At 43.6% G+C, this 17,434-nt stretch carries 23 protein-coding genes and 1 riboswitch; of the genes, 20 read left to right on the top strand and 3 right to left on the bottom strand.

Going from position 1 to position 17,434, the window contains the following annotated elements:
- Window position 1 precedes the first annotated feature (1 nt).
- From secY to eno, 11 genes are all read left to right on the top strand, one after another.
- Window positions 2-1,318 carry a preprotein translocase subunit SecY gene (gene secY / locus FKX85_RS01150; RefSeq protein WP_141613001.1) on the top strand — a complete coding sequence of 439 codons (1,317 nt, stop codon included), beginning with the start codon at window positions 2-4 and terminating at the stop codon, window positions 1,316-1,318.
- Between the two features lies 1 nt (window position 1,319).
- Window positions 1,320-2,093, top strand: coding sequence for a type I methionyl aminopeptidase (map, locus tag FKX85_RS01145; protein ID WP_141613000.1), 774 nt, complete (start codon window positions 1,320-1,322; stop codon window positions 2,091-2,093).
- A gap of 2 nt (window positions 2,094-2,095) precedes the next feature.
- A complete protein-coding gene (gene infA, locus FKX85_RS01140; RefSeq protein ID WP_015264095.1) occupies window positions 2,096-2,314 on the top strand; it encodes a translation initiation factor IF-1 in 219 nt (72 codons plus the stop codon).
- A gap of 6 nt (window positions 2,315-2,320) precedes the next feature.
- Window positions 2,321-2,437, top strand: a complete 117-nt coding sequence (gene rpmJ, locus FKX85_RS01135; RefSeq protein WP_009034194.1) for a 50S ribosomal protein L36 — start codon at window positions 2,321-2,323, stop codon at window positions 2,435-2,437.
- 4 nt (window positions 2,438-2,441) lie between these two features.
- Complete coding sequence (gene rpsM / locus FKX85_RS01130) at window positions 2,442-2,819, top strand: 30S ribosomal protein S13 (RefSeq protein ID WP_015264094.1); 378 nt, start codon at window positions 2,442-2,444, stop codon at window positions 2,817-2,819.
- A 15-nt stretch (window positions 2,820-2,834) separates the two neighbouring features.
- Window positions 2,835-3,233: a 30S ribosomal protein S11 gene (gene rpsK, locus FKX85_RS01125; protein WP_141612999.1), complete on the top strand. Its 399-nt coding sequence runs from the start codon at window positions 2,835-2,837 to the stop codon at window positions 3,231-3,233.
- Between the two features lie 18 nt (window positions 3,234-3,251).
- On the top strand, window positions 3,252-3,854 hold the full coding sequence (rpsD, locus tag FKX85_RS01120; RefSeq protein WP_141612998.1) for a 30S ribosomal protein S4: 603 nt from the start codon (window positions 3,252-3,254) through the stop codon (window positions 3,852-3,854).
- A 34-nt stretch (window positions 3,855-3,888) separates the two neighbouring features.
- Complete coding sequence (locus FKX85_RS01115; RefSeq protein ID WP_015264091.1) at window positions 3,889-4,878, top strand: DNA-directed RNA polymerase subunit alpha; 990 nt, start codon at window positions 3,889-3,891, stop codon at window positions 4,876-4,878.
- 6 nt (window positions 4,879-4,884) lie between these two features.
- Complete coding sequence (gene rplQ, locus FKX85_RS01110) at window positions 4,885-5,505, top strand: 50S ribosomal protein L17 (RefSeq protein ID WP_141612997.1); 621 nt, start codon at window positions 4,885-4,887, stop codon at window positions 5,503-5,505.
- Window positions 5,506-5,634: 129 nt separating this feature from the next.
- Window positions 5,635-6,729: a glutamine-hydrolyzing carbamoyl-phosphate synthase small subunit gene (gene carA, locus FKX85_RS01105; RefSeq protein WP_141612996.1), complete on the top strand. Its 1,095-nt coding sequence runs from the start codon at window positions 5,635-5,637 to the stop codon at window positions 6,727-6,729.
- Window positions 6,730-6,754: 25 nt separating this feature from the next.
- On the top strand, window positions 6,755-8,032 hold the full coding sequence (eno, locus tag FKX85_RS01100; RefSeq protein WP_141612995.1) for a phosphopyruvate hydratase: 1,278 nt from the start codon (window positions 6,755-6,757) through the stop codon (window positions 8,030-8,032).
- 112 nt (window positions 8,033-8,144) lie between these two features.
- On the opposite strand, the gene FKX85_RS01095 is transcribed toward eno, so the two are convergent.
- From FKX85_RS01095 to FKX85_RS21540, 3 genes are all read right to left on the bottom strand, one after another.
- Window positions 8,145-8,513, bottom strand: coding sequence for a hypothetical protein (locus FKX85_RS01095; RefSeq protein ID WP_141612994.1), 369 nt, complete (start codon window positions 8,511-8,513; stop codon window positions 8,145-8,147).
- A 284-nt stretch (window positions 8,514-8,797) separates the two neighbouring features.
- Window positions 8,798-9,439: a DUF4143 domain-containing protein gene (locus tag FKX85_RS01090; protein ID WP_229239829.1), complete on the bottom strand. Its 642-nt coding sequence runs from the start codon at window positions 9,437-9,439 to the stop codon at window positions 8,798-8,800.
- Between the two features lie 61 nt (window positions 9,440-9,500).
- Entirely contained in the window at window positions 9,501-9,737 is a 237-nt protein-coding gene (locus FKX85_RS21540) for an AAA family ATPase (protein WP_210416891.1), read from the bottom strand.
- 391 nt (window positions 9,738-10,128) lie between these two features.
- Between FKX85_RS21540 and FKX85_RS01085 the strand changes: the two genes are divergently transcribed.
- The 9 genes from FKX85_RS01085 (at window position 10,129) to tenA (ending at window position 17,003) form a co-directional block, all read left to right on the top strand.
- Window positions 10,129-10,416, top strand: a complete 288-nt coding sequence (locus tag FKX85_RS01085) for an FtsB family cell division protein (RefSeq protein WP_141612993.1) — start codon at window positions 10,129-10,131, stop codon at window positions 10,414-10,416.
- Window positions 10,397-10,969 carry a hypothetical protein gene (locus FKX85_RS01080; protein WP_141612992.1) on the top strand — a complete coding sequence of 191 codons (573 nt, stop codon included), beginning with the start codon at window positions 10,397-10,399 and terminating at the stop codon, window positions 10,967-10,969. Before FKX85_RS01085 ends, FKX85_RS01080 begins: the two co-directional genes overlap by 20 nt.
- A gap of 15 nt (window positions 10,970-10,984) precedes the next feature.
- Window positions 10,985-11,827 (top strand): serine O-acetyltransferase, encoded by an 843-nt coding sequence (locus FKX85_RS01075; RefSeq protein ID WP_141612991.1) that lies wholly within the window; start codon window positions 10,985-10,987, stop codon window positions 11,825-11,827.
- Window positions 11,828-11,830: 3 nt separating this feature from the next.
- A complete protein-coding gene (gene cysM / locus FKX85_RS01070; protein ID WP_141612990.1) occupies window positions 11,831-12,709 on the top strand; it encodes a cysteine synthase CysM in 879 nt (292 codons plus the stop codon).
- A gap of 111 nt (window positions 12,710-12,820) precedes the next feature.
- Window positions 12,821-13,846, top strand: a complete 1,026-nt coding sequence (locus FKX85_RS01065; RefSeq protein WP_168196197.1) for an LLM class flavin-dependent oxidoreductase — start codon at window positions 12,821-12,823, stop codon at window positions 13,844-13,846.
- Window positions 13,847-13,948: 102 nt separating this feature from the next.
- Window positions 13,949-14,043: riboswitch (TPP riboswitch) on the top strand.
- 55 nt (window positions 14,044-14,098) lie between these two features.
- Window positions 14,099-14,899 (top strand): hydroxyethylthiazole kinase, encoded by an 801-nt coding sequence (gene thiM, locus FKX85_RS01060; RefSeq protein ID WP_141612989.1) that lies wholly within the window; start codon window positions 14,099-14,101, stop codon window positions 14,897-14,899.
- A complete protein-coding gene (gene thiE, locus FKX85_RS01055; protein ID WP_141612988.1) occupies window positions 14,892-15,530 on the top strand; it encodes a thiamine phosphate synthase in 639 nt (212 codons plus the stop codon). Before thiM ends, thiE begins: the two co-directional genes overlap by 8 nt.
- A complete protein-coding gene (thiD, locus tag FKX85_RS01050) occupies window positions 15,527-16,366 on the top strand; it encodes a bifunctional hydroxymethylpyrimidine kinase/phosphomethylpyrimidine kinase (protein ID WP_141612987.1) in 840 nt (279 codons plus the stop codon). Before thiE ends, thiD begins: the two co-directional genes overlap by 4 nt.
- A complete protein-coding gene (gene tenA, locus FKX85_RS01045) occupies window positions 16,350-17,003 on the top strand; it encodes a thiaminase II (RefSeq protein ID WP_141612986.1) in 654 nt (217 codons plus the stop codon). Before thiD ends, tenA begins: the two co-directional genes overlap by 17 nt.
- Window positions 17,004-17,434: the final 431 nt, after the last annotated feature.

The following is a 17,434-nucleotide window of genomic DNA, read 5'->3' as shown; positions in this document are numbered from 1 at the left end:
AATGAAAAAATTTATCTCAACAGTTAAGAATATCTTTTCTATTGAAGATCTAAGAATCCGTATCGTGAATACAATCGGTTTTCTGGTTGTATTCAGATTGGGCTCTTATATCGTTTTACCGGGAGTTGATCCTAATCAACTCGAAGGTTCATCAGAAGGGATCTTTGGCTTGATCGATACATTCCTGGGAGGGGCGTTCAGTAATGCTTCCATCTTTGGCTTAGGTATCATGCCGTACATTTCTGCATCCATCGTGCTGCAATTATTAACTGTTGGAGTACCTTATTTCCAAAAGCTCCAGAAAGAAGGAGAGTCGGGTAGAAAAAGAATCAATCAGATCACGCGAGTGCTGACGATTTTGATCACTCTGGCACAGGGGATAGGGTATATTAAAGCTACTATTCCTAATGATGCCATATTGGTAAGCCAGGTGCTGTTTATGTTCAGTTCTCTGATACTTCTTACTTCGGGTACCATGTTCTGTATGTGGTTAGGAGAGAAGATCACAGAAAAAGGAATCGGTAACGGTATCTCTATGCTGATCATGATTGGTATCATTTCTAACTTGCCAGGAGCTATTCTCGGAGAGGTTGTTTCCAAAGGGACTTCTGGTGCGTTGTTATTGATTATTGAATTCTTTGTGTTGTTCTTCGTTGTAGTAGGTGTTGTAGCACTTACAGAAGCCACCAGGAGGATCCCTGTACAATATGCCAAGCAGGTAGTTGGAGGAAAGGTTTACGGCGGACAGCGTCAATACATCCCAATCAAGGTAAATGCATCAGGTGTAATGCCGATTATCTTTGCACAATCCTTGATGTTTGTACCGGCACTGATCGCACAAATTTGGTCTTCAGAAAGTGATATTGCCAACTATATTGGTAGCACGTTCAGTAATCCTACTTCCTGGCAATATAACTTGGTATTTGCCTTGATGATTATTCTTTTCACCTTCTTCTATACAGCCATCACGGTAAATCCGGAGCAGATAGCAGAAGACATGAAGAGGAACGGGGGATTTGTTCCAGGGGTGAAACCAGGAGCTCCTACAGCAGATTTCATTGATAATATTATATCCAGGATCACACTTCCGGGATCAGTATTGCTTGCACTTGTAGCGATAATGCCAGCATTTGCGATGATTGCCGGAGTGGGTAATCAGTTTGCCCAGTTTTACGGGGGAACGTCCCTGTTGATCATGGTAGGGGTGATAATGGATACATTGCGTCAAATAGAAAGCTATCTGCTGATGAGGCATTATGAAGGGATGATGAAAAGTGGAAACATGAAGAACAATCCTTCTAATTACGCAGTAGCATAATATGATACACTACAAGACTTCAGAAGAAGTCCAGTTAATTAAAGAAAGTGCTCAAATATTAGGTAAGGCCCACGGAGAAGTGGCCAAGCTTGTAAAGGCAGGGGTAACGACCTCACACCTTGATAAAGTGGCTGAAGAATTTATAAGGGATCACGGAGGAGTACCTTCCTTTAAAGGTTACAATGGTTTTCCCGCATCATTATGTATTTCCGTGAACGAAGTAGTGGTTCATGGATTTCCTAGTGATAATGTTTTGAAAGATGGCGATATAATCTCAATAGATTGTGGAGTCTTTCACCAAGGTTTTCATAGCGATTGCGCTTATACTTACCCTGTCGGTGAAGTTTCCCCAAAAATATTGTCATTGCTCCAGGACACGAAAGAGTCATTGTATCTAGGTATTGAAAAGGCCGTGTTCGGTAATCGAATAGGCGATGTAGGAAATGCCATTCAGAAATTTGTCGAGGCCCGAGGCTATACCGTGGTAAGAGAGCTTGTAGGACATGGTGTAGGCAAAAGCCTTCACGAGTCACCTGAAGTACCAAATTACGGTAAAAAAGGAAGTGGACCTTTACTTAAGGACGGTATGGTAATCGCCATTGAGCCTATGGTGAATCTGGGAACCAGGAATGTCGTCCAAGAAAGAGATGGATGGACGATCAGAACGGCTGACCGGAAACCCTCGGCACATTACGAACACACCATAGCAATATTTGAGGATAGGACAGAAATACTCACTACGCATCAATATATAGAAGAAAACTTTAAATTCTAAATATGGCTAAACAAGCATCAATAGAGCAGGATGGCACAATCATAGAAGCGTTATCCAACGCGATGTTTAAAGTGGAACTGGAGAATGGACATCAACTGATCGCCCATATATCCGGTAAGATGAGAATGAATTACATAAAGATCTTGCCAGGGGACAAAGTAAAACTGGAAATGTCTCCATATGATCTTTCTAAAGGCAGAATTGTATATCGATATAAATAAAATGTCATGAAAGTAAAGGCATCTATTAAGAAGAGAAGTGTTGATTGTAAAGTGATCAGAAGAAAAGGTAAACTTTACGTCATCAACAAGAAGAATCCTAAGTTTAAACAAAGACAAGGTTAAAATTATGGCTAGAATTGCAGGTGTTGACATTCCCGACAACAAGCGCGGGGAAATTGGCTTGACCTATATCTTCGGAATAGGCAGAAGCTCTGCGAAAGCGATCCTAACGAAAGCAGGAATATCGTTTGATAAAAAAGCCGGAGAGTGGACAGATGATGAATCTACCGCAATCAGGAATATCATTGCTGAGGAATTCAAGACTGAAGGTGTTTTGAAGTCAGAGGTTCAGTTGAACATTAAGAGATTGATGGATATCGGTTGTTACAGAGGTCTTCGTCACAGAAAAGGACTTCCAGTAAGAGGTCAGAAGACAAAGAACAACGCTAGAACTAGAAAAGGTAAGAGAAAGACTGTTGCTAACAAGAAGAAAGCAACCAAATAAATCTTGATATAGATTATGGCTCAAAGAAGAAACGATAAATCGAAAGGGAAAAAGAGAGTTGTTAAGGTGGAAGCTGTAGGCCAGGCCCACATCAAAGCTTCTTTTAACAACATCATTATTTCCATTACCAATAATTCAGGTCAGGTGATTTCCTGGGCCTCAGCCGGTAAAATGGGCTTCAGAGGATCTAAGAAAAATACTCCATATGCTGCACAAATGGCCGCACAAAACTGTGGACAAGTAGCTTATGACTTGGGACTGCGTAAAATCGAAGTGTTTGTAAAAGGTCCAGGTTCTGGTAGAGAGTCTGCAATCAGAACATTGCAGAATGTAGGTCTTGATGTTACTACGATTATCGATGTGACTCCGCTTCCTCATAATGGATGTCGTCCTCCAAAACGTAGAAGAGTTTAATTTAACGAAGAAATAAGAATGGCTAGATATAGAGGTCCAAAAGCGAAAATTTCTAGAAAATTCGGAGAGCCTATCGAAGGACAAAGCAAGGCACTTCAGAAGAAAAACTATCCTCCTGGTCAACACGGAAGAGGAAGAAGAAAGAAGCAATCTGAATATGCAATTCAGCTAGCTGAGAAGCAAAAAGCGAAATATATTTACGGCGTATTGGAGAGACAATTTGCCAAAATGTTCGGGATTGCTTCCAGAAAACAAGGGATTACCGGTGAAAACCTTCTCCAACTGTTGGAAGCCCGTCTGGATAACACTGTGTTCAGATTGGGTATAGCACCGACCAGAAGAGGGGCGAGACAATTGGTTTCTCATAAGCATATATTGGTAAATGGGGAATTGGTAAACATTCCTTCATATACATTAAAACCAGGCGATGTTGTGTCAGTTAGAGAGCGATCTAAGTCGCTTGAGGCGATTACCTCCAGTCTTGCAGGTAGAGCAAACCGTTATTCCTGGTTAGAGTGGGATAATAATTCACTGTCCGGTAAGTTTGTAAGTGTTCCCGTAAGAGAGGACATTCCTGAGAATATCAAGGAACAACTTATCGTCGAATTATACTCTAAGTAATAACTAAACTTTCTGACTTAAAAGAACTATTGATATGTCCATACTTGCATTTCAAATGCCCGAAAAAGTGGTGATGGAAAAAGCCGATGATTTCCACGGTTTGTTCACTTTTAAGCCACTTGAAAAAGGTTACGGGGTTACAATTGGTAATGCGCTGAGAAGAATCTTGCTCTCTTCCCTTGAGGGCTACGCCATCACCTCGGTGAAATTACCCGGTGTAGTTCATGAATTCTCGACGATCGAGGGAGTTGTGGAAGACGTAACTGATATTATCCTTAACCTAAAGCAGGTGAGGTTTAAAAAAATCCATGATTCCATCGATGGTAAGATCACTGTGGAAGTGAAGAACCAAGATGTTTTTACTGCTGGAGATATCGCTAAGTTCACCTCTTCTTTTGAGGTATTGAATCCAGACTTGGTTATTTGCCACCTGGATGATTCCAAGAGCTTTGAAATTGAGCTTACTGTAGAAAAAGGTAGAGGCTACCTTCCTGCAGAGGAATCAAAACCAAAAGAGCAGGTGTTTGGAGTGATTCCGATCGATGCGATCTTCACTCCTATCAAAAACGTGAAATATAGCGTAGAGAACACCAGGGTAGAGCAAAAGACCGACTTTGAGAAGTTGGTTCTGGAAGTGAGTACTGACGGTTCTATCCACCCTGAAAAGGCCCTTCAGGAATCAGCTAAGATCCTGATCCAGCACTTTATGTTGTTCTCTGACCAGACGATGGTTATTGATACTCCAGGTGGAGATTCTCCTGAGCCGATAGACGAAGAGTTCCTTCACATGCGTAAGTTGCTTAAGACTCCGCTTAGTGATCTTGATCTATCTGTCAGGGCATTTAACTGCCTGAAAGCTGCCGATGTGAAAACATTGGGAGACTTAGCGAAACTGGAGATTTCTGATATGATGAAATTTAGAAACTTCGGTAAAAAATCCTTAGCAGAACTAGAGCAGCTTATCCAAGAGAAAGGCTTGCAGTTCGGCATGGACATATCTAAGTATAAACTTGACGAAGAATAAAAAACGATGAGACACGGTAAGAAATTCAACCACCTTGGAAGAAAAGCTTCCCACAGAAAGGCTATGCTTTCTAATATGGCAGCTTCTCTTATTCTTCACAAGCGTATTTCTACTACGCTTGCCAAGGCCAAGGAATTAAGAAAATATGTAGAGCCTCTAGTGACTAGAGCCAAGGAAGATACTACACATAACAGACGTATTGCCTTCTCATACCTTCAAGACAAAGAGGCTATCAAGGCACTTTTTGGTGAAGTGATTGAGAAAGTGGCCAATAGAGCTGGTGGGTACACTCGTATTATCAAGACTGGATTCCGTCTAGGTGATAATGCAGAAATGTGTATCATTGAGCTGGTGGATTTCAACGAATTGATGTTGAAAGAAGCTAAGCCTGAGAAAAAGAAAACTCGAAGAAGCCGTCGTGGATCAGGTAAGTCTGAAGATGCTGAGGCTGCTACTGAAGCGAAAGCTGAAGGTGCTGAGGAAAAAACTGCAGATGCTAAGGAAGAAAAAGCTCCAAAGGCAAAAAAGAAAGCGGCAGAAACCAAAGCCAAGACTGAGAAAAAGCCAGCAGATAAAAAGGCTGCTGAAGGTGATGCTGACTCAGATGAGGAAACAAAATCTGAATAATATATGCATTCATGATATTAAATATGAAAGGGGTTGGACGTTAGTTCAATCCCTTTTTTATTATCCTTTTTAAAAAATTTCTGTCTCTTAGTGATAAAATCCTTAAATTTGGGCATTCAATTTCAATAAATGGACAAACAAAAAGCAACACTCCTTCTTGAAGATGGAACCGTATTTTACGGTACATTGATCGGTAGACATGGTACAAATGGTGGCGAGATCTGCTTTAATACAGGCATGACCGGCTATCAGGAAATCTACACTGACCCGTCTTATACGGGACAGATTGTGGTGACCACCACTTCACACATTGGTAATTATGGTGTGATCGATTCTGAAGCAGAATCTGATGGCCCCACTATCGCCAGTATCGTGGTCAATAGTTTTTCTGAAATCTACAGCAGGTTAGACGCTACCCAATCTCTTCAGGAATTTCTAGAATCCAATGGTATCACCGGTATCGCTGATGTGGACACCAGGAAATTGGTGAGGCACATTAGGTCAAAAGGTGCTATGAACGCTATTATCAGCTCCGAATATGATAGTCTTGAAGACTTAAAAAAGGAGCTTGAGAAGGTGCCTGATATGGCCGGTCTAGAGCTTTCCTCTAAAGTATGTACCAAGGAGCCATACTATGTAGGTGATGAGCACTCTAGTATCAAAGTCGCCTGTGTGGATTATGGAATCAAGAAGAACATTCTTCGGAATCTGGTAGCTCGTGGAGCATATTGTAAAGTATTTCCTGCCAAGACCCCTCTTTCCGAAATGGAAGCGTGGCAACCAAGTGCCTATTTCCTTTCCAATGGACCAGGAGATCCAGCCGTAATGGATTATGCAGTGGATACCGTAAAGGAAATCCTTGCCTTAAATAAGCCCATCTTTGGTATATGCCTTGGCCATCAGCTTTTGGCGGAAGCAGTTGGGATAAAAACCTATAAAATGCACCACGGCCACCGTGGAATCAATCACCCTATCAAGAATTTGCTGACTGGAAAGAGTGAAATTACCTCGCAAAACCACGGGTTTAATATCGTAAGGGAGGACAGTGAAGGGCATCCGGATATAGAGATTACCCATGTCCACCTTAACGACGATACCGTAGCCGGCATCAGGTTAAAAGATAGACCTGTATTTTCGGTCCAATATCATCCAGAATCCGCTCCTGGGCCACATGATTCCAGGTATCTGTTTGATGATTTTATTTCTTTGATCAACAATAATTAATACAACCTATAAACCTTTTAGCATTATGACTTTGATTACAGCAATTCATGCTAGACAAATTTTAGATTCCAGGGGAAACCCTACCGTAGAAGTAGATGTAGCTACTGAAAGTGGTGCTTTTGGAAGGGCCGCTGTGCCAAGTGGTGCTTCTACCGGTGTCAATGAGGCCGTGGAACTGCGTGATGGAGATAAGAGCAAGTACTTGGGCAAAGGAGTGCTTGAAGCCGTGAAAAACGTTAATGAAATCATTCAGCCTGAACTGATTGGCCAATCCGTTTTCGATCAGCGTGGTATCGATGATTTGATGATCCAATTGGATGGAACTGATACAAAATCAAAATTGGGAGCCAATGCCATTTTAGGTGTTTCTTTGGCAGTAGCCAAAGCGGGAGCTGATGATATTGGTCTGCCATTGTTCAGATATGTGGGTGGCGTGAATGCCAAGACCCTTCCAGTACCGATGATGAACATTATCAATGGAGGTTCCCACTCTGATGCACCTATCGCATTCCAGGAATTTATGATCCGGCCAGTAGGTGCACCTACTTTCTCCGAAGCCATGAGAACTGGTGCTGAGATCTTCCATAATCTTAAGAAAATCCTTCATGACAAAGGCCTGAGCACTGCTGTAGGTGATGAAGGTGGTTTTGCACCAAACTTCTCTGGAGGAACGGAAGAAGCGCTTAATTGCATCTTGGATGCCATTACTAAGGCTGGTTACAAGCCGGGAGATGATGTTACTATCGCCCTTGATTGTGCTGCTTCTGAGTTCTTTGAAGATGGAAAATACAATTATAAGAAGTTTGAAGGAGATACCGGTGTAGTTAGAAGCAGAGAAGAGCAAGTGGCTTACCTTGCAGAACTTACCGAAAAGTACCCCATCGACTCTATCGAAGATGGATGTGATGAAGAAGACTGGCAGGGATGGGCCATGCTTACTGCCAAAATCGGCGACAAAGTACAGCTGGTAGGTGATGACCTTTTCGTAACCAATGTGAAATTCCTTCAAAGAGGTATTGAAGAAAAATCTGCCAATTCTATCTTGATCAAAGTAAACCAAATCGGTACGTTGACAGAGACATTGGATGCCATTGATCTGGCGCACAAGGCGGGATTTACCGCCGTAATGTCCCACAGATCCGGTGAGACCGAAGACAGCACGATTGCTGATCTTGCCGTAGCTTGTAACACCGGTCAAATCAAAACGGGATCTGCTTCTCGTTCTGACAGAATGGCCAAGTACAATCAGCTGCTGAGAATCGAAGAGCTTTTGGGCGACACCGCTTATTTCCCTAAGAAGTAAACGTCCAATTCCAACTAATAACTGTAGAAGCATCCGCCGCGGCGGATGCTTTTTTTGTTTTCCGCGGATAGGCTGCACGCCGTGGTACAAACCACAGTTCGTTTATAAATCGTCACTGCGAGCTTGTCTGAAGCAAAACAGGGCTTAGAGGGAGATTTAATGGGAGTAAGCTAAAATAAGGGGCAAGAAAGGGTAATTCCTTCACAAACATAGTATTTACAGCATGAAGGATTCTATACCTGTACGTTGCCAATATCATGATACACCAAGTCAAAGCGGTGGCAGCGGCTACCGGGATTTCTGTACCGATGCCGCTTCCTCCCGGAAGTACAAAGCGCGGGAGGTAGGTCAAAGCAGCTATTCCTGAAATATAGAGAAGGAACTGGGGAAGTGTATAGAAATTATTTAGAGGAATAAATTCCAACCCGGAAGTAGTTTTAAGCTGTTTGCCATTCGGCGCCAACAAAATCTTCCAGAACAACCTTGACTTTTTATCTTTTCAGATGGTGACCAATGTATTGAAATCAACAACATCCTTTTCGGCTACTTCCTTGGACTTGAGCTTGTTTGGTCTCATAATGTGTGAAATTTAGTTTGATAATATCTGATGTAATACAAAGTAAAAAGCTCTCACGGACACATTTTGTCCGTGAGAGCTTTTTATCTGTTGTTTTTAAGAACCTAAAGGCTATTACGCTATAGGTATCCTTCTTGACTTGATACACCTTAATTTATTAACGGTTGATCACCAATAAAAATTCTGCGCTAACAACCTGAATGCGACTTAGCGTCCCCCTTCAATTCCTTTAGTCCCAAAAAAGCTTGGAGTCCAATCACTTCCACGCCATCTGTAAGGGGGTATTGGTCTTTTCCAGCGGTTATAACCCATTTTTTAGTGGCCCGAACATCCTCACAGGCCTGGTGAAATCGTCTGGAGAGTTTTGGTGTGGAAGAACGTTTTACCTCTATTACCCAAATTTCATTGTCCGGGGTTTCCAGGGCCAAATCGATCTCATTTTGTGTATGGGTCCGGTAATAGCAGTATTTCCATCGGTCATCAAGCTGTCGGAGGATGTTCTCTACCACAAATCCCTCCCAGCTGGCACCCAGTACAGGGTGTCCCATAAGGCTTTCAAAATTTGAAATCTGTAATAACCGGTGAAGCAGTCCGGTATCCCTTAAGTAGATTTTGGGTGACTTTACGAGACGTTTTTTTACATTACCTGACCAAGGGGGCAATTGGCGCACCATATAGAAGTCGGTAAGTACGTCCAGGTAATTCCGTATGGTCGTATGGCTGAGTTCCAGACTTCTGCCAAGTTCACTCAATACCTCTTGTTGCCCGTGATAGTGGGCTAACATGGTCCAGAACTTTCTAAGTGAAGTAGCCGGAATATCAGGGCCCATTTGAGGGATGTCACGTTCCAAATAAGTGGAAATAAAGTCAGTCCGCCAATCCCAGCTCGCTTTATCGTCCTCCGCTAAATAACTGTCTGGAAAACCGCCCCAAATAGGCTTCAGGATCGGTCAGTTTGTTGAAATCCGAATCCAGTTCCAAATCGAGATAAGTAGTCTTTTTATTAAATGCCTTTGTGATAGAAAGTGCCAGGGTGGTTTTGCCCACTTGCTTGGAACCGAGTAGTGCTACCACAGGCATGGCGTGCAATGCCTGCTGAAGGTGCTGTTGCTTTTCCCTGCGTATCATATTTTAACCGAAATATGTATCAAATATGGATGAAAAATATTGAAATTCGAAAGTGTAAATTTCAATTTTCAATATTTTTGGCTGTATAAATTGAAATCTGAAAGTTAAGATTTCAATTTATAAGATTCAGTAAAAACCAAATAGGCAGTTGACAAAGGTCAATGGTTACGGCACAACATGGCAGACAAAGTCCATACAACTGAAACCGGCTCTTTTATCGATCCATAACATACCGAATCTTCCAATCTTCCAATCTTCCAATTTCCCAATCATATAACTTTCAACCTTCTAACCTAACAACCAATAGCCAATTATCCCTTATTGTACATAGCCGTTTGAAGATTAGTCCCGACTATTTTATATATTTGTCATAAGCAAAACGGATCGTCCTATGGCCAAGTACCTAAAATACACTAAGAATTTTTACGTTATCTTCACCGTGTTTTTTTTGATTTGGATGGTGTTCATTGATAATAATGATATTATCAGCCAATTTAAATTACGGTCTAAACTCAATAGTCTGCAAGATCAGAAGGAATTTTACCAGGAACGGAAAGAAAAGATTAAGTCCGAGCGACAAGAATTACTCAGTAATTACGAACTTTTGGAAAAGTTTGCTCGTGAAAGATACTTAATGAAGAAAAAAACTGAAGATCTGTATGTTATCGTCGATGAGTAAACTCAGGGCTTTGCCCGTATTGTTTGTACTTTTCTTTTTTGTAGGAACAGTAGAGGTAGTGGCGCAGCGGGAATTTTATCAGGAAGAAGATGAAAAAGTCCCTTTAAGCGAACGGCTGTATTTTGGAGGTAACCTTGGGTTACAGTTTGGTAACATTACTTATGTAGAAGTGTCTCCATTGGTGGGAGTGATGATTACCGACCGTTATTCTGCGGGTTTAGGCATTACCTATCAGTACCTCAAGTACAAGAATTTTGGAGAAGCTTCCAATGTTTATGGAGGCAGAATCTTTAACCGCTATAATGTCCTTCCCAATCTCTTTGCCCATGCAGAATATGAAAACCTTAGTGTGGAGGCTTATAGGGAGGATGATTTTGGACGGATTGTAGCAGACAGGGAGTGGGTGCCGGGCTTGTTCTTAGGGGGCGGATATTTTGTGCCCTTCGGTCGCAGAGGTGGTGTGAACTTCACCTTGCTGTACAATGTGCTGTATGATAACCAAAACCTGATTTATACTGAACCATATGTGATCAGACTGGGTTTTGTTCTATAACTGCTAACGTTTACGATGGAATATAGAAAATCATTTATAAAAAAAATTCACGATTCCCACAAGCAATGTCCCGGATGTCCCTCACCAAGGAAGGTTCAGGAGTTTTTTGAAGGTGTTTTGGGTGTGCTTTTTCCGGAATATGCTATTAAGATCCTGCATGATACCCAAGAGATAGAGGATAAGTTAACATACTACCAGATCCAATTGCAGGAGATCTTGGGCAAAAACAACAGGCTGATCGATGTGGACAGTGAAATGGTATCAGAGGCGTTTTTTGATCGCCTTTCCGGCGTGTACGATGCCATCCATGAGGATATTCATGCCATGTTTGATGGTGACCCCGCAGCGAAGTCAACGACCGAGGTGATCAGGAGTTATCCGGGGTTTTATGCCATTGCTGCCTATCGGATAGCGCATTTGCTCCATGAGCAGGGAGTGTCACTCATCCCCAGGATGATTACCGAGTTTGCGCACAGCAAGACGGGTATTGACATCCATCCCGGAGCGGAAATTGGCAGGTATTTTTGCATTGACCATGGCACTGGTGTGGTCATCGGGGAAACCACCCGTATAGGCGACCATGTGAAGATTTATCAAGGCGTCACGCTAGGCGCACTAAGTGTGAACAAGGAAGATGCCGATATCCAGCGCCACCCGACGATTGAGGACCATGTGGTCATTTATGCCGGAGCTACGATTCTTGGGGGCAAAACCGTTGTCGGCGCAGGGAGTGTCATTGGAGGGAATGTTTGGCTGACGAAAAGTATCCCCGCCAAAAGTAAAATCTATTATCAGACCAAAATGTATGATGCCAGTGCGGAGACCACTGACATGTATGTTTTTAAAAATGATGCTTAGCACATGAAGTTATTTGAGTTGATCGGCAAGACGCCTCTTGTTGAGCTTGAACATATTCCCACCAATCCCAACGTCAAGATATACTGTAAGCTAGAGGGACAAAATCCCGGCGGCAGTGTGAAAGACCGTGCAGCCTATAGCATGATCAAAAGGGCCATGGACCGTGGAGATATCAAAAAAGGAGATAGGGTAGTAGAAGCCACCAGTGGTAATACAGGGATCGCCCTGGCGATGATTGCCAAGGTCCTTGGTGTGGAAATGACCTTGATCATGCCCGATAATTCAACCAGGGAAAGAGTGGTTTCGATGGAGGCGTATGGCGCGGAAGTAATCTTGACTCCCGCTGCCAAAACCATCGAATATTCCAGGACACTTGCCGAAGAGATGGCCGAAAAGGAAGGGTATTATATCCTGAACCAATTTGCCAATCCTGATAATTATCAGGCTCACTATGAGGGAACGGGTCCAGAGATCATGCGTGACACCAATGGTGGTATTACGCATTTTGTTTCTGCCATGGGGACTACGGGGACCATCATGGGAGTTTCCCGATACCTGAAAGAGCAAAATCCAGCGATTCAAATAGTCGGCACCCAACCTACCGATGGTTCTAGTATACCAGGGATCAGAAGATGGTCACCGGAGTTTTTGCCCAAAATATACGATGCCACACGGGTGGATCAGATCATCGATGTAAGTCAAGATGAGGCGACTGAAATGACGCGCCGAATGGCAAAAGAAGAAGGGATACTGGCTGGTATGAGCAGCGGTGGAGCCTTACATGCAGCTGTGAAGCTCGCAGAAACATTGGATGCTGGGGTGATCGTCTGCATTACCTGTGACCGTGGGGACCGTTATTTGAGCTCTGATTTGTTTGGGTGATTTTTTCAAGGCGAACATTCATAAATTTCACTAATTTACACTGATTATTGGCGTTAAGAGAACGATTTTGGAGTTAATCCAGTTGGTAAGAAGACGACAATATGATGTGAAATGAGAAATATCAAACCACTGGATGAAGTAGCTTTTTCCGTACTGGATTTGGCCATTATTAAAGAGCACCACGATGCCGGAGATGCCTTTGCTAGGAGCTTGGATCTTGCCAGACATGTGGAGAAATTGGGCTATAAGCGTTTTTGGCTGGCGGAACATCACAATATGGTCAGTGTAGGCAGTTCTGCCACGGCTGTTTTGATAGGGCATATCGCAGGAGGAACCGAAAATATTCGTGTAGGATCAGGAGGGATTATGCTGCCTAATCATGCTCCATTGATGGTGGCGGAGCAATTTGGGACATTGGCCTCACTTTATCCTGGGAGGATTGATCTTGGCTTGGGAAGAGCTCCTGGTACCGATCAGACGACTGCGAGGGCTTTAAGGCGGGATCGGTTGGAGACGGTGGAGGAGTTTCCCCGGGATCTGGAAGAGCTTCAGCTTTACCTTTCTGATGAAAACATCGATGGTAAGGTCCGGGCCATTCCAGGTGAAGGACTCGATATTCCAATCTACTTACTGGGAAGCAGCATGAGCAGTGCCGTGCTCGCAGCCAAGAATGGTTTGCCTTATGCCTTTGCCAGCCATTTTGCACCTGCACAATTCTTGGATGCCACTCGCTATTACCGGGAGAATTTCCAGCCTTCTGAATATTTGAAACATCCCTATGTGGTTTCCTGCGTCAATGTGATTGCTGCGGAAACCGATGAGAAAGCCCATAAAACAGCTACTTCCTTTTATCAAATGGCATTGGGAATTGTGAGAAGAAAATCCTATCCATTAAGGCCTCCGGTGGATACCATGGACGGCTTGTGGACAGAACCGGAAGCAGCTGCTATAAACCAGATGATGGCTTGTAGTTTTGTAGGGACAGCCGCAACAGTTCGGGAAAACTTGGAGCATTTTCAGGAAATTGCCCAGGTGGATGAAATCATGATCTGTTCTCATGTTTATGACCATGAAGAGCGATTAGAATCCTATGAGTTGGCTGCATCGTGCTTTAAGAAACCTGCGGATGCACTTTGATTTACGCTCTTGAGCAAAAGTGTTTTGACCAGGAGTTTTACAGCATGAATCTTCTTGGGAGTAACTTTGCTCCATGGGATTAAAATCGTAAATTCACCATTATACAAACTTTAGGGGTGTCCCTGCATGGGACTGAGATGAGACCCTTTGAACCTGACGCGGGTGATGCCGACGAAGGAAAAAGTTATCCTTTCTTGCAGGCTTTTGCCTGTATAGTTTGCAGGTTCCCTAAAGTTTTTTAAGCTAACGGATATGAAGGAATCTGTAATAAAAAATCTAAAAATACTGAGAGAGAAAGGGCCATTGGTGCAGAGTATCACCAATTATGTGGTCATGAACAATACTGCAAATGCCTTATTGGCCATCGGGGCATCCCCAATCATGGCTCATGCCAAATTGGAGATGGCTGATATGGTCAAGATCGTCAATGCACTGGTAGTAAATATTGGTACATTGGATGAGTTTTGGGTAGATAGCATGCTGCTCGCAGCCAAGGAAGCCAATGAACGGAATACACCCTGGGTATTGGATCCTGTCGGGGCTGGTGCTACGCCGTACCGGAATGAGACCTTGACCCGGCTATTGACCTTTAAGCCGACCATTATAAGAGGAAACGCCTCAGAAATCATGGCCTTGGCAAAGGCGAATGTGCAGACCAAAGGCGTGGACAGTACCCATTCTTCTGATGAGGCCTTGGCATATGGCAAGCAACTTTCCAAAGAAACATCGGCAGTAGTGTGCATTTCCGGGGCAGTAGATTATGTCATTGACGGCGATAAGTTGACCAAGATCAAGAATGGCCATGAACTGATGGGGAAAGTAACCGGGATGGGCTGTACAGCGACTGCTTTGGTAGCGGCCTTTGCGGGAATAGAACCTGATCCTTATCGGGCAACAGTGGCAGGAATGACCACGCTCGGCTTAGCTGGAGAGATTGCTGCACGCAAGGCCGAGGGACCCGGGACGCTCCAATTGTATTTGTATGATGCGCTCTATCATCTCAAGGAAAGTGAAGTGAAGCAATGGGCAAAGGTGGAAGAAAGTCATGACTGAGACTCCGTTCCCTTATAAACTGTATTTGGTAACCGACCAACAGGCTTGCCTTGGCAGGGATTTTTTTTGGGTGCTGGAGGAAGCATTGAAGGGCGGTGTGGATTTGGTCCAATTGCGGGAAAAAGAACTTTCAAAGGAAGCATTCTTAAATAAGGCTCACAAGGTGAAGTCCCTTTGCGATCGGTATAAAGTCCCCTTGGTAATCAATGATAGTTTAGAGGTAGCAAAAGAAGTAGCTGCTCACGGAGTACACATCGGGCAGTCTGACAGTAGTATGAAAGGCGCTAAAGCTTTTTTAGGCGAAGAATTTCCGGTTGGGCTATCACTTGAGCGAATGGATGAACTTACCGCTAAGGAGGCTGATTTGGGTTGGTATTACGGCGTGAGCCCTGTTTTTTCTACTCCCACTAAGCCTGATACCCGTTTTGAATGGGGGTTGGGAGGGCTAAGGGACCTCCGAAATGCTACTGCCAAACCGTTAGTGGCTATCGGCAATATTAATGCATTAAATGCTGCAGAAGTCATCCGTGCGGGAGCAGACTGTCTCGCGGTCGTGTCGGCCATTTGCAGTGCGGAAAGCCCTGCCAAAGCAGCGGAGAAATTCCGAAACGAAATAGAAAAAGTAAAATGAGCAATAAAATAAAGACGTATATCCCTGTGCTGACCATTGCAGGATCAGACAGTGGTGGTGGGGCAGGTATCCAGGCGGATCTAAAGACATTTTCTGCCTTAGGCTGTTTTGGTGCCAGTGTCATTACGGCCACGACAGCACAGAATACCTTAGGCGTGAAGAGTATCCATGATATCCCCGTGGAGCACATAAAGGAGCAGCTGGAAGCGGTGCTTTCAGACATCGAACCGAAGGCCATAAAGATAGGGATGATCAACCGACCAGAAGTGGTTCAGGTAATTGTGGAGGCACTAGCCCAATATCCCGGTATTCCCGTGGTCTTTGATCCTGTCATGGTGGCTACCAGTGGAGACCGTTTGATTAAGGAGGAAACGGTCGAATTATTGAAAAAAGAACTTTTCCCTATTTCGCATATCATCACGCCCAATATGGATGAAGCAGCAGTACTGATCGGCAAAGCAGTGGATTCACTATCTAAGATGGAAAAAGCAGCCAGCCAATTGTTGCCATACGGATCAACCTATGTGTTGGTCAAAGGAGGACATCTAAATGGAAATACGGTGGCAGACGTCCTTTGTGGTAATGAGCAAAAGCATGTCTTTGAAAGTGAAAAAATAAACACAGGAAATGTACATGGAACAGGCTGTACACTGTCATCTGCCATAGCTGTTTTTCTGGCAAGGGGAATGGATATTAAAAAAGCAGTGGAGTTGGCCAGAAGCTTCGTCTTTCAGGCGATTGACGCAGGGAAAACCATTAAGACAGGTCAGGGAAGTGGGCCTTTGAATCACTTCTACCAACCCCAAAAAATGATTATCCATGAGCTGGACCAATGAAGCATGGAAGGGAATCGCTCCCCTTTATGACAAGATCATCCATATGCCTTTTAATCAAGAGTTGCAGAAAGGTACACTGCCAAAGGAAACGTTTAAATTTTACATGGCGCAGGATGCGTTTTATTTGGGTGAATTTGGCAAGGCCCTTAGTACGATCAGTGGTCGTTTGACTGATCTGGACAAGGTGTTGGCATTTTCGGAATTTGCCGCTGGTGCCATTGTGGTAGAGCGGGCGCTACATGAGAGCTATTTCAAAGAGCTGGGACTCCCTGATGAGGTAGACCCTTCCCCTTCCTGCTTGCTCTACACCAATTATATCAGAAACCAGGCAAGCTTTGCCAATATAGAAAAGGCGGTAGCTGCTATTTTACCGTGTTTTTGGATCTATAAAGAAGTAGGTGATTACATCTACGCACAGCAAGATGGAAGTGAGAACCCCTACAAAAACTGGATTGATACCTATGCTGGGGAGGAATTTGCGACTTCCGTCGCCAAGGCACTCGAAATCACAGACCAGCTGGCAGAGAAAGCCAGTCCCACAGCACGAGAAGAGATGTTTGAGGCGTTTGAGATGGCGTCCAAACTGGAGTGGATGTTTTGGGACAGTGCCTATCGCTCAGAGAAATGGCCTGTTTAGGGGCAATGAAGGAATAGGGGCAAATTACTTTTAAGTAGTATAGATCTATATGTTAATTTAGTTAGGGTAATTTGATCCAGGCTTTGTCGAACATGATTGCTTCCAATACTTCTTTAGGCGTATTTCTAATCTTTGAAGCGAGCCTGTTTTAATGATGTTCATTTTTTGTGCCAACACATGAAATGGGGTTTCTGTCTTTTTAGCCGAACTGGATCGAACTGGTCTGTAGCGAATATTATAGGGCCAAGCAATATTTCTGGGGATGAGAGACTTACAGGTGGTTTTTGTAAGTGTATTTCTCTTTAATTTAGCAATAGGAATACGTGTTCCAGCATAAAAAAATCAGCGCAAATCTTATTAATCTGCACCATTTGCGTGCTATCGGAACCAACCCTAATCCCCCCCCCAACTTTTTCGCTTGACCCATATTA

This window comes from Echinicola soli (assembly GCF_006575665.1).
Classification (GTDB): domain Bacteria; phylum Bacteroidota; class Bacteroidia; order Cytophagales; family Cyclobacteriaceae; genus Echinicola; species Echinicola soli.
This window is presented reverse-complemented; position numbering and strand designations above follow the sequence as displayed.

Excerpts from the sequence above, each read along its gene's own strand:
- secY (WP_141613001.1), top strand. The coding sequence starts at position 2 with ATGAAAAAATTTATCTCAACAGTTAAGAATATCTTTTCTATTGAAGAT.
- map (WP_141613000.1), top strand. The coding sequence starts at position 1,320 with ATGATACACTACAAGACTTCAGAAGAAGTCCAGTTAATTAAAGAAAGT.
- infA (WP_015264095.1), top strand. The coding sequence starts at position 2,096 with ATGGCTAAACAAGCATCAATAGAGCAGGATGGCACAATCATAGAAGCG.
- rpmJ (WP_009034194.1), top strand. The coding sequence starts at position 2,321 with ATGAAAGTAAAGGCATCTATTAAGAAGAGAAGTGTTGATTGTAAAGTG.
- rpsM (WP_015264094.1), top strand. The coding sequence starts at position 2,442 with ATGGCTAGAATTGCAGGTGTTGACATTCCCGACAACAAGCGCGGGGAA.
- rpsK (WP_141612999.1), top strand. The coding sequence starts at position 2,835 with ATGGCTCAAAGAAGAAACGATAAATCGAAAGGGAAAAAGAGAGTTGTT.
- rpsD (WP_141612998.1), top strand. The coding sequence starts at position 3,252 with ATGGCTAGATATAGAGGTCCAAAAGCGAAAATTTCTAGAAAATTCGGA.
- FKX85_RS01115 (WP_015264091.1), top strand. The coding sequence starts at position 3,889 with ATGTCCATACTTGCATTTCAAATGCCCGAAAAAGTGGTGATGGAAAAA.
- rplQ (WP_141612997.1), top strand. The coding sequence starts at position 4,885 with ATGAGACACGGTAAGAAATTCAACCACCTTGGAAGAAAAGCTTCCCAC.
- carA (WP_141612996.1), top strand. The coding sequence starts at position 5,635 with ATGGACAAACAAAAAGCAACACTCCTTCTTGAAGATGGAACCGTATTT.
- eno (WP_141612995.1), top strand. The coding sequence starts at position 6,755 with ATGACTTTGATTACAGCAATTCATGCTAGACAAATTTTAGATTCCAGG.
- FKX85_RS01090 (WP_229239829.1), bottom strand. The coding sequence starts at position 9,439 with ATGGGCCCTGATATTCCGGCTACTTCACTTAGAAAGTTCTGGACCATG.
- FKX85_RS21540 (WP_210416891.1), bottom strand. The coding sequence starts at position 9,737 with ATGATACGCAGGGAAAAGCAACAGCACCTTCAGCAGGCATTGCACGCC.
- FKX85_RS01085 (WP_141612993.1), top strand. The coding sequence starts at position 10,129 with ATGGCCAAGTACCTAAAATACACTAAGAATTTTTACGTTATCTTCACC.
- FKX85_RS01080 (WP_141612992.1), top strand. The coding sequence starts at position 10,397 with ATGTTATCGTCGATGAGTAAACTCAGGGCTTTGCCCGTATTGTTTGTA.
- FKX85_RS01075 (WP_141612991.1), top strand. The coding sequence starts at position 10,985 with ATGGAATATAGAAAATCATTTATAAAAAAAATTCACGATTCCCACAAG.
- cysM (WP_141612990.1), top strand. The coding sequence starts at position 11,831 with ATGAAGTTATTTGAGTTGATCGGCAAGACGCCTCTTGTTGAGCTTGAA.
- FKX85_RS01065 (WP_168196197.1), top strand. The coding sequence starts at position 12,821 with ATGAGAAATATCAAACCACTGGATGAAGTAGCTTTTTCCGTACTGGAT.
- thiM (WP_141612989.1), top strand. The coding sequence starts at position 14,099 with ATGAAGGAATCTGTAATAAAAAATCTAAAAATACTGAGAGAGAAAGGG.
- thiE (WP_141612988.1), top strand. The coding sequence starts at position 14,892 with ATGACTGAGACTCCGTTCCCTTATAAACTGTATTTGGTAACCGACCAA.
- thiD (WP_141612987.1), top strand. The coding sequence starts at position 15,527 with ATGAGCAATAAAATAAAGACGTATATCCCTGTGCTGACCATTGCAGGA.
- tenA (WP_141612986.1), top strand. The coding sequence starts at position 16,350 with ATGAGCTGGACCAATGAAGCATGGAAGGGAATCGCTCCCCTTTATGAC.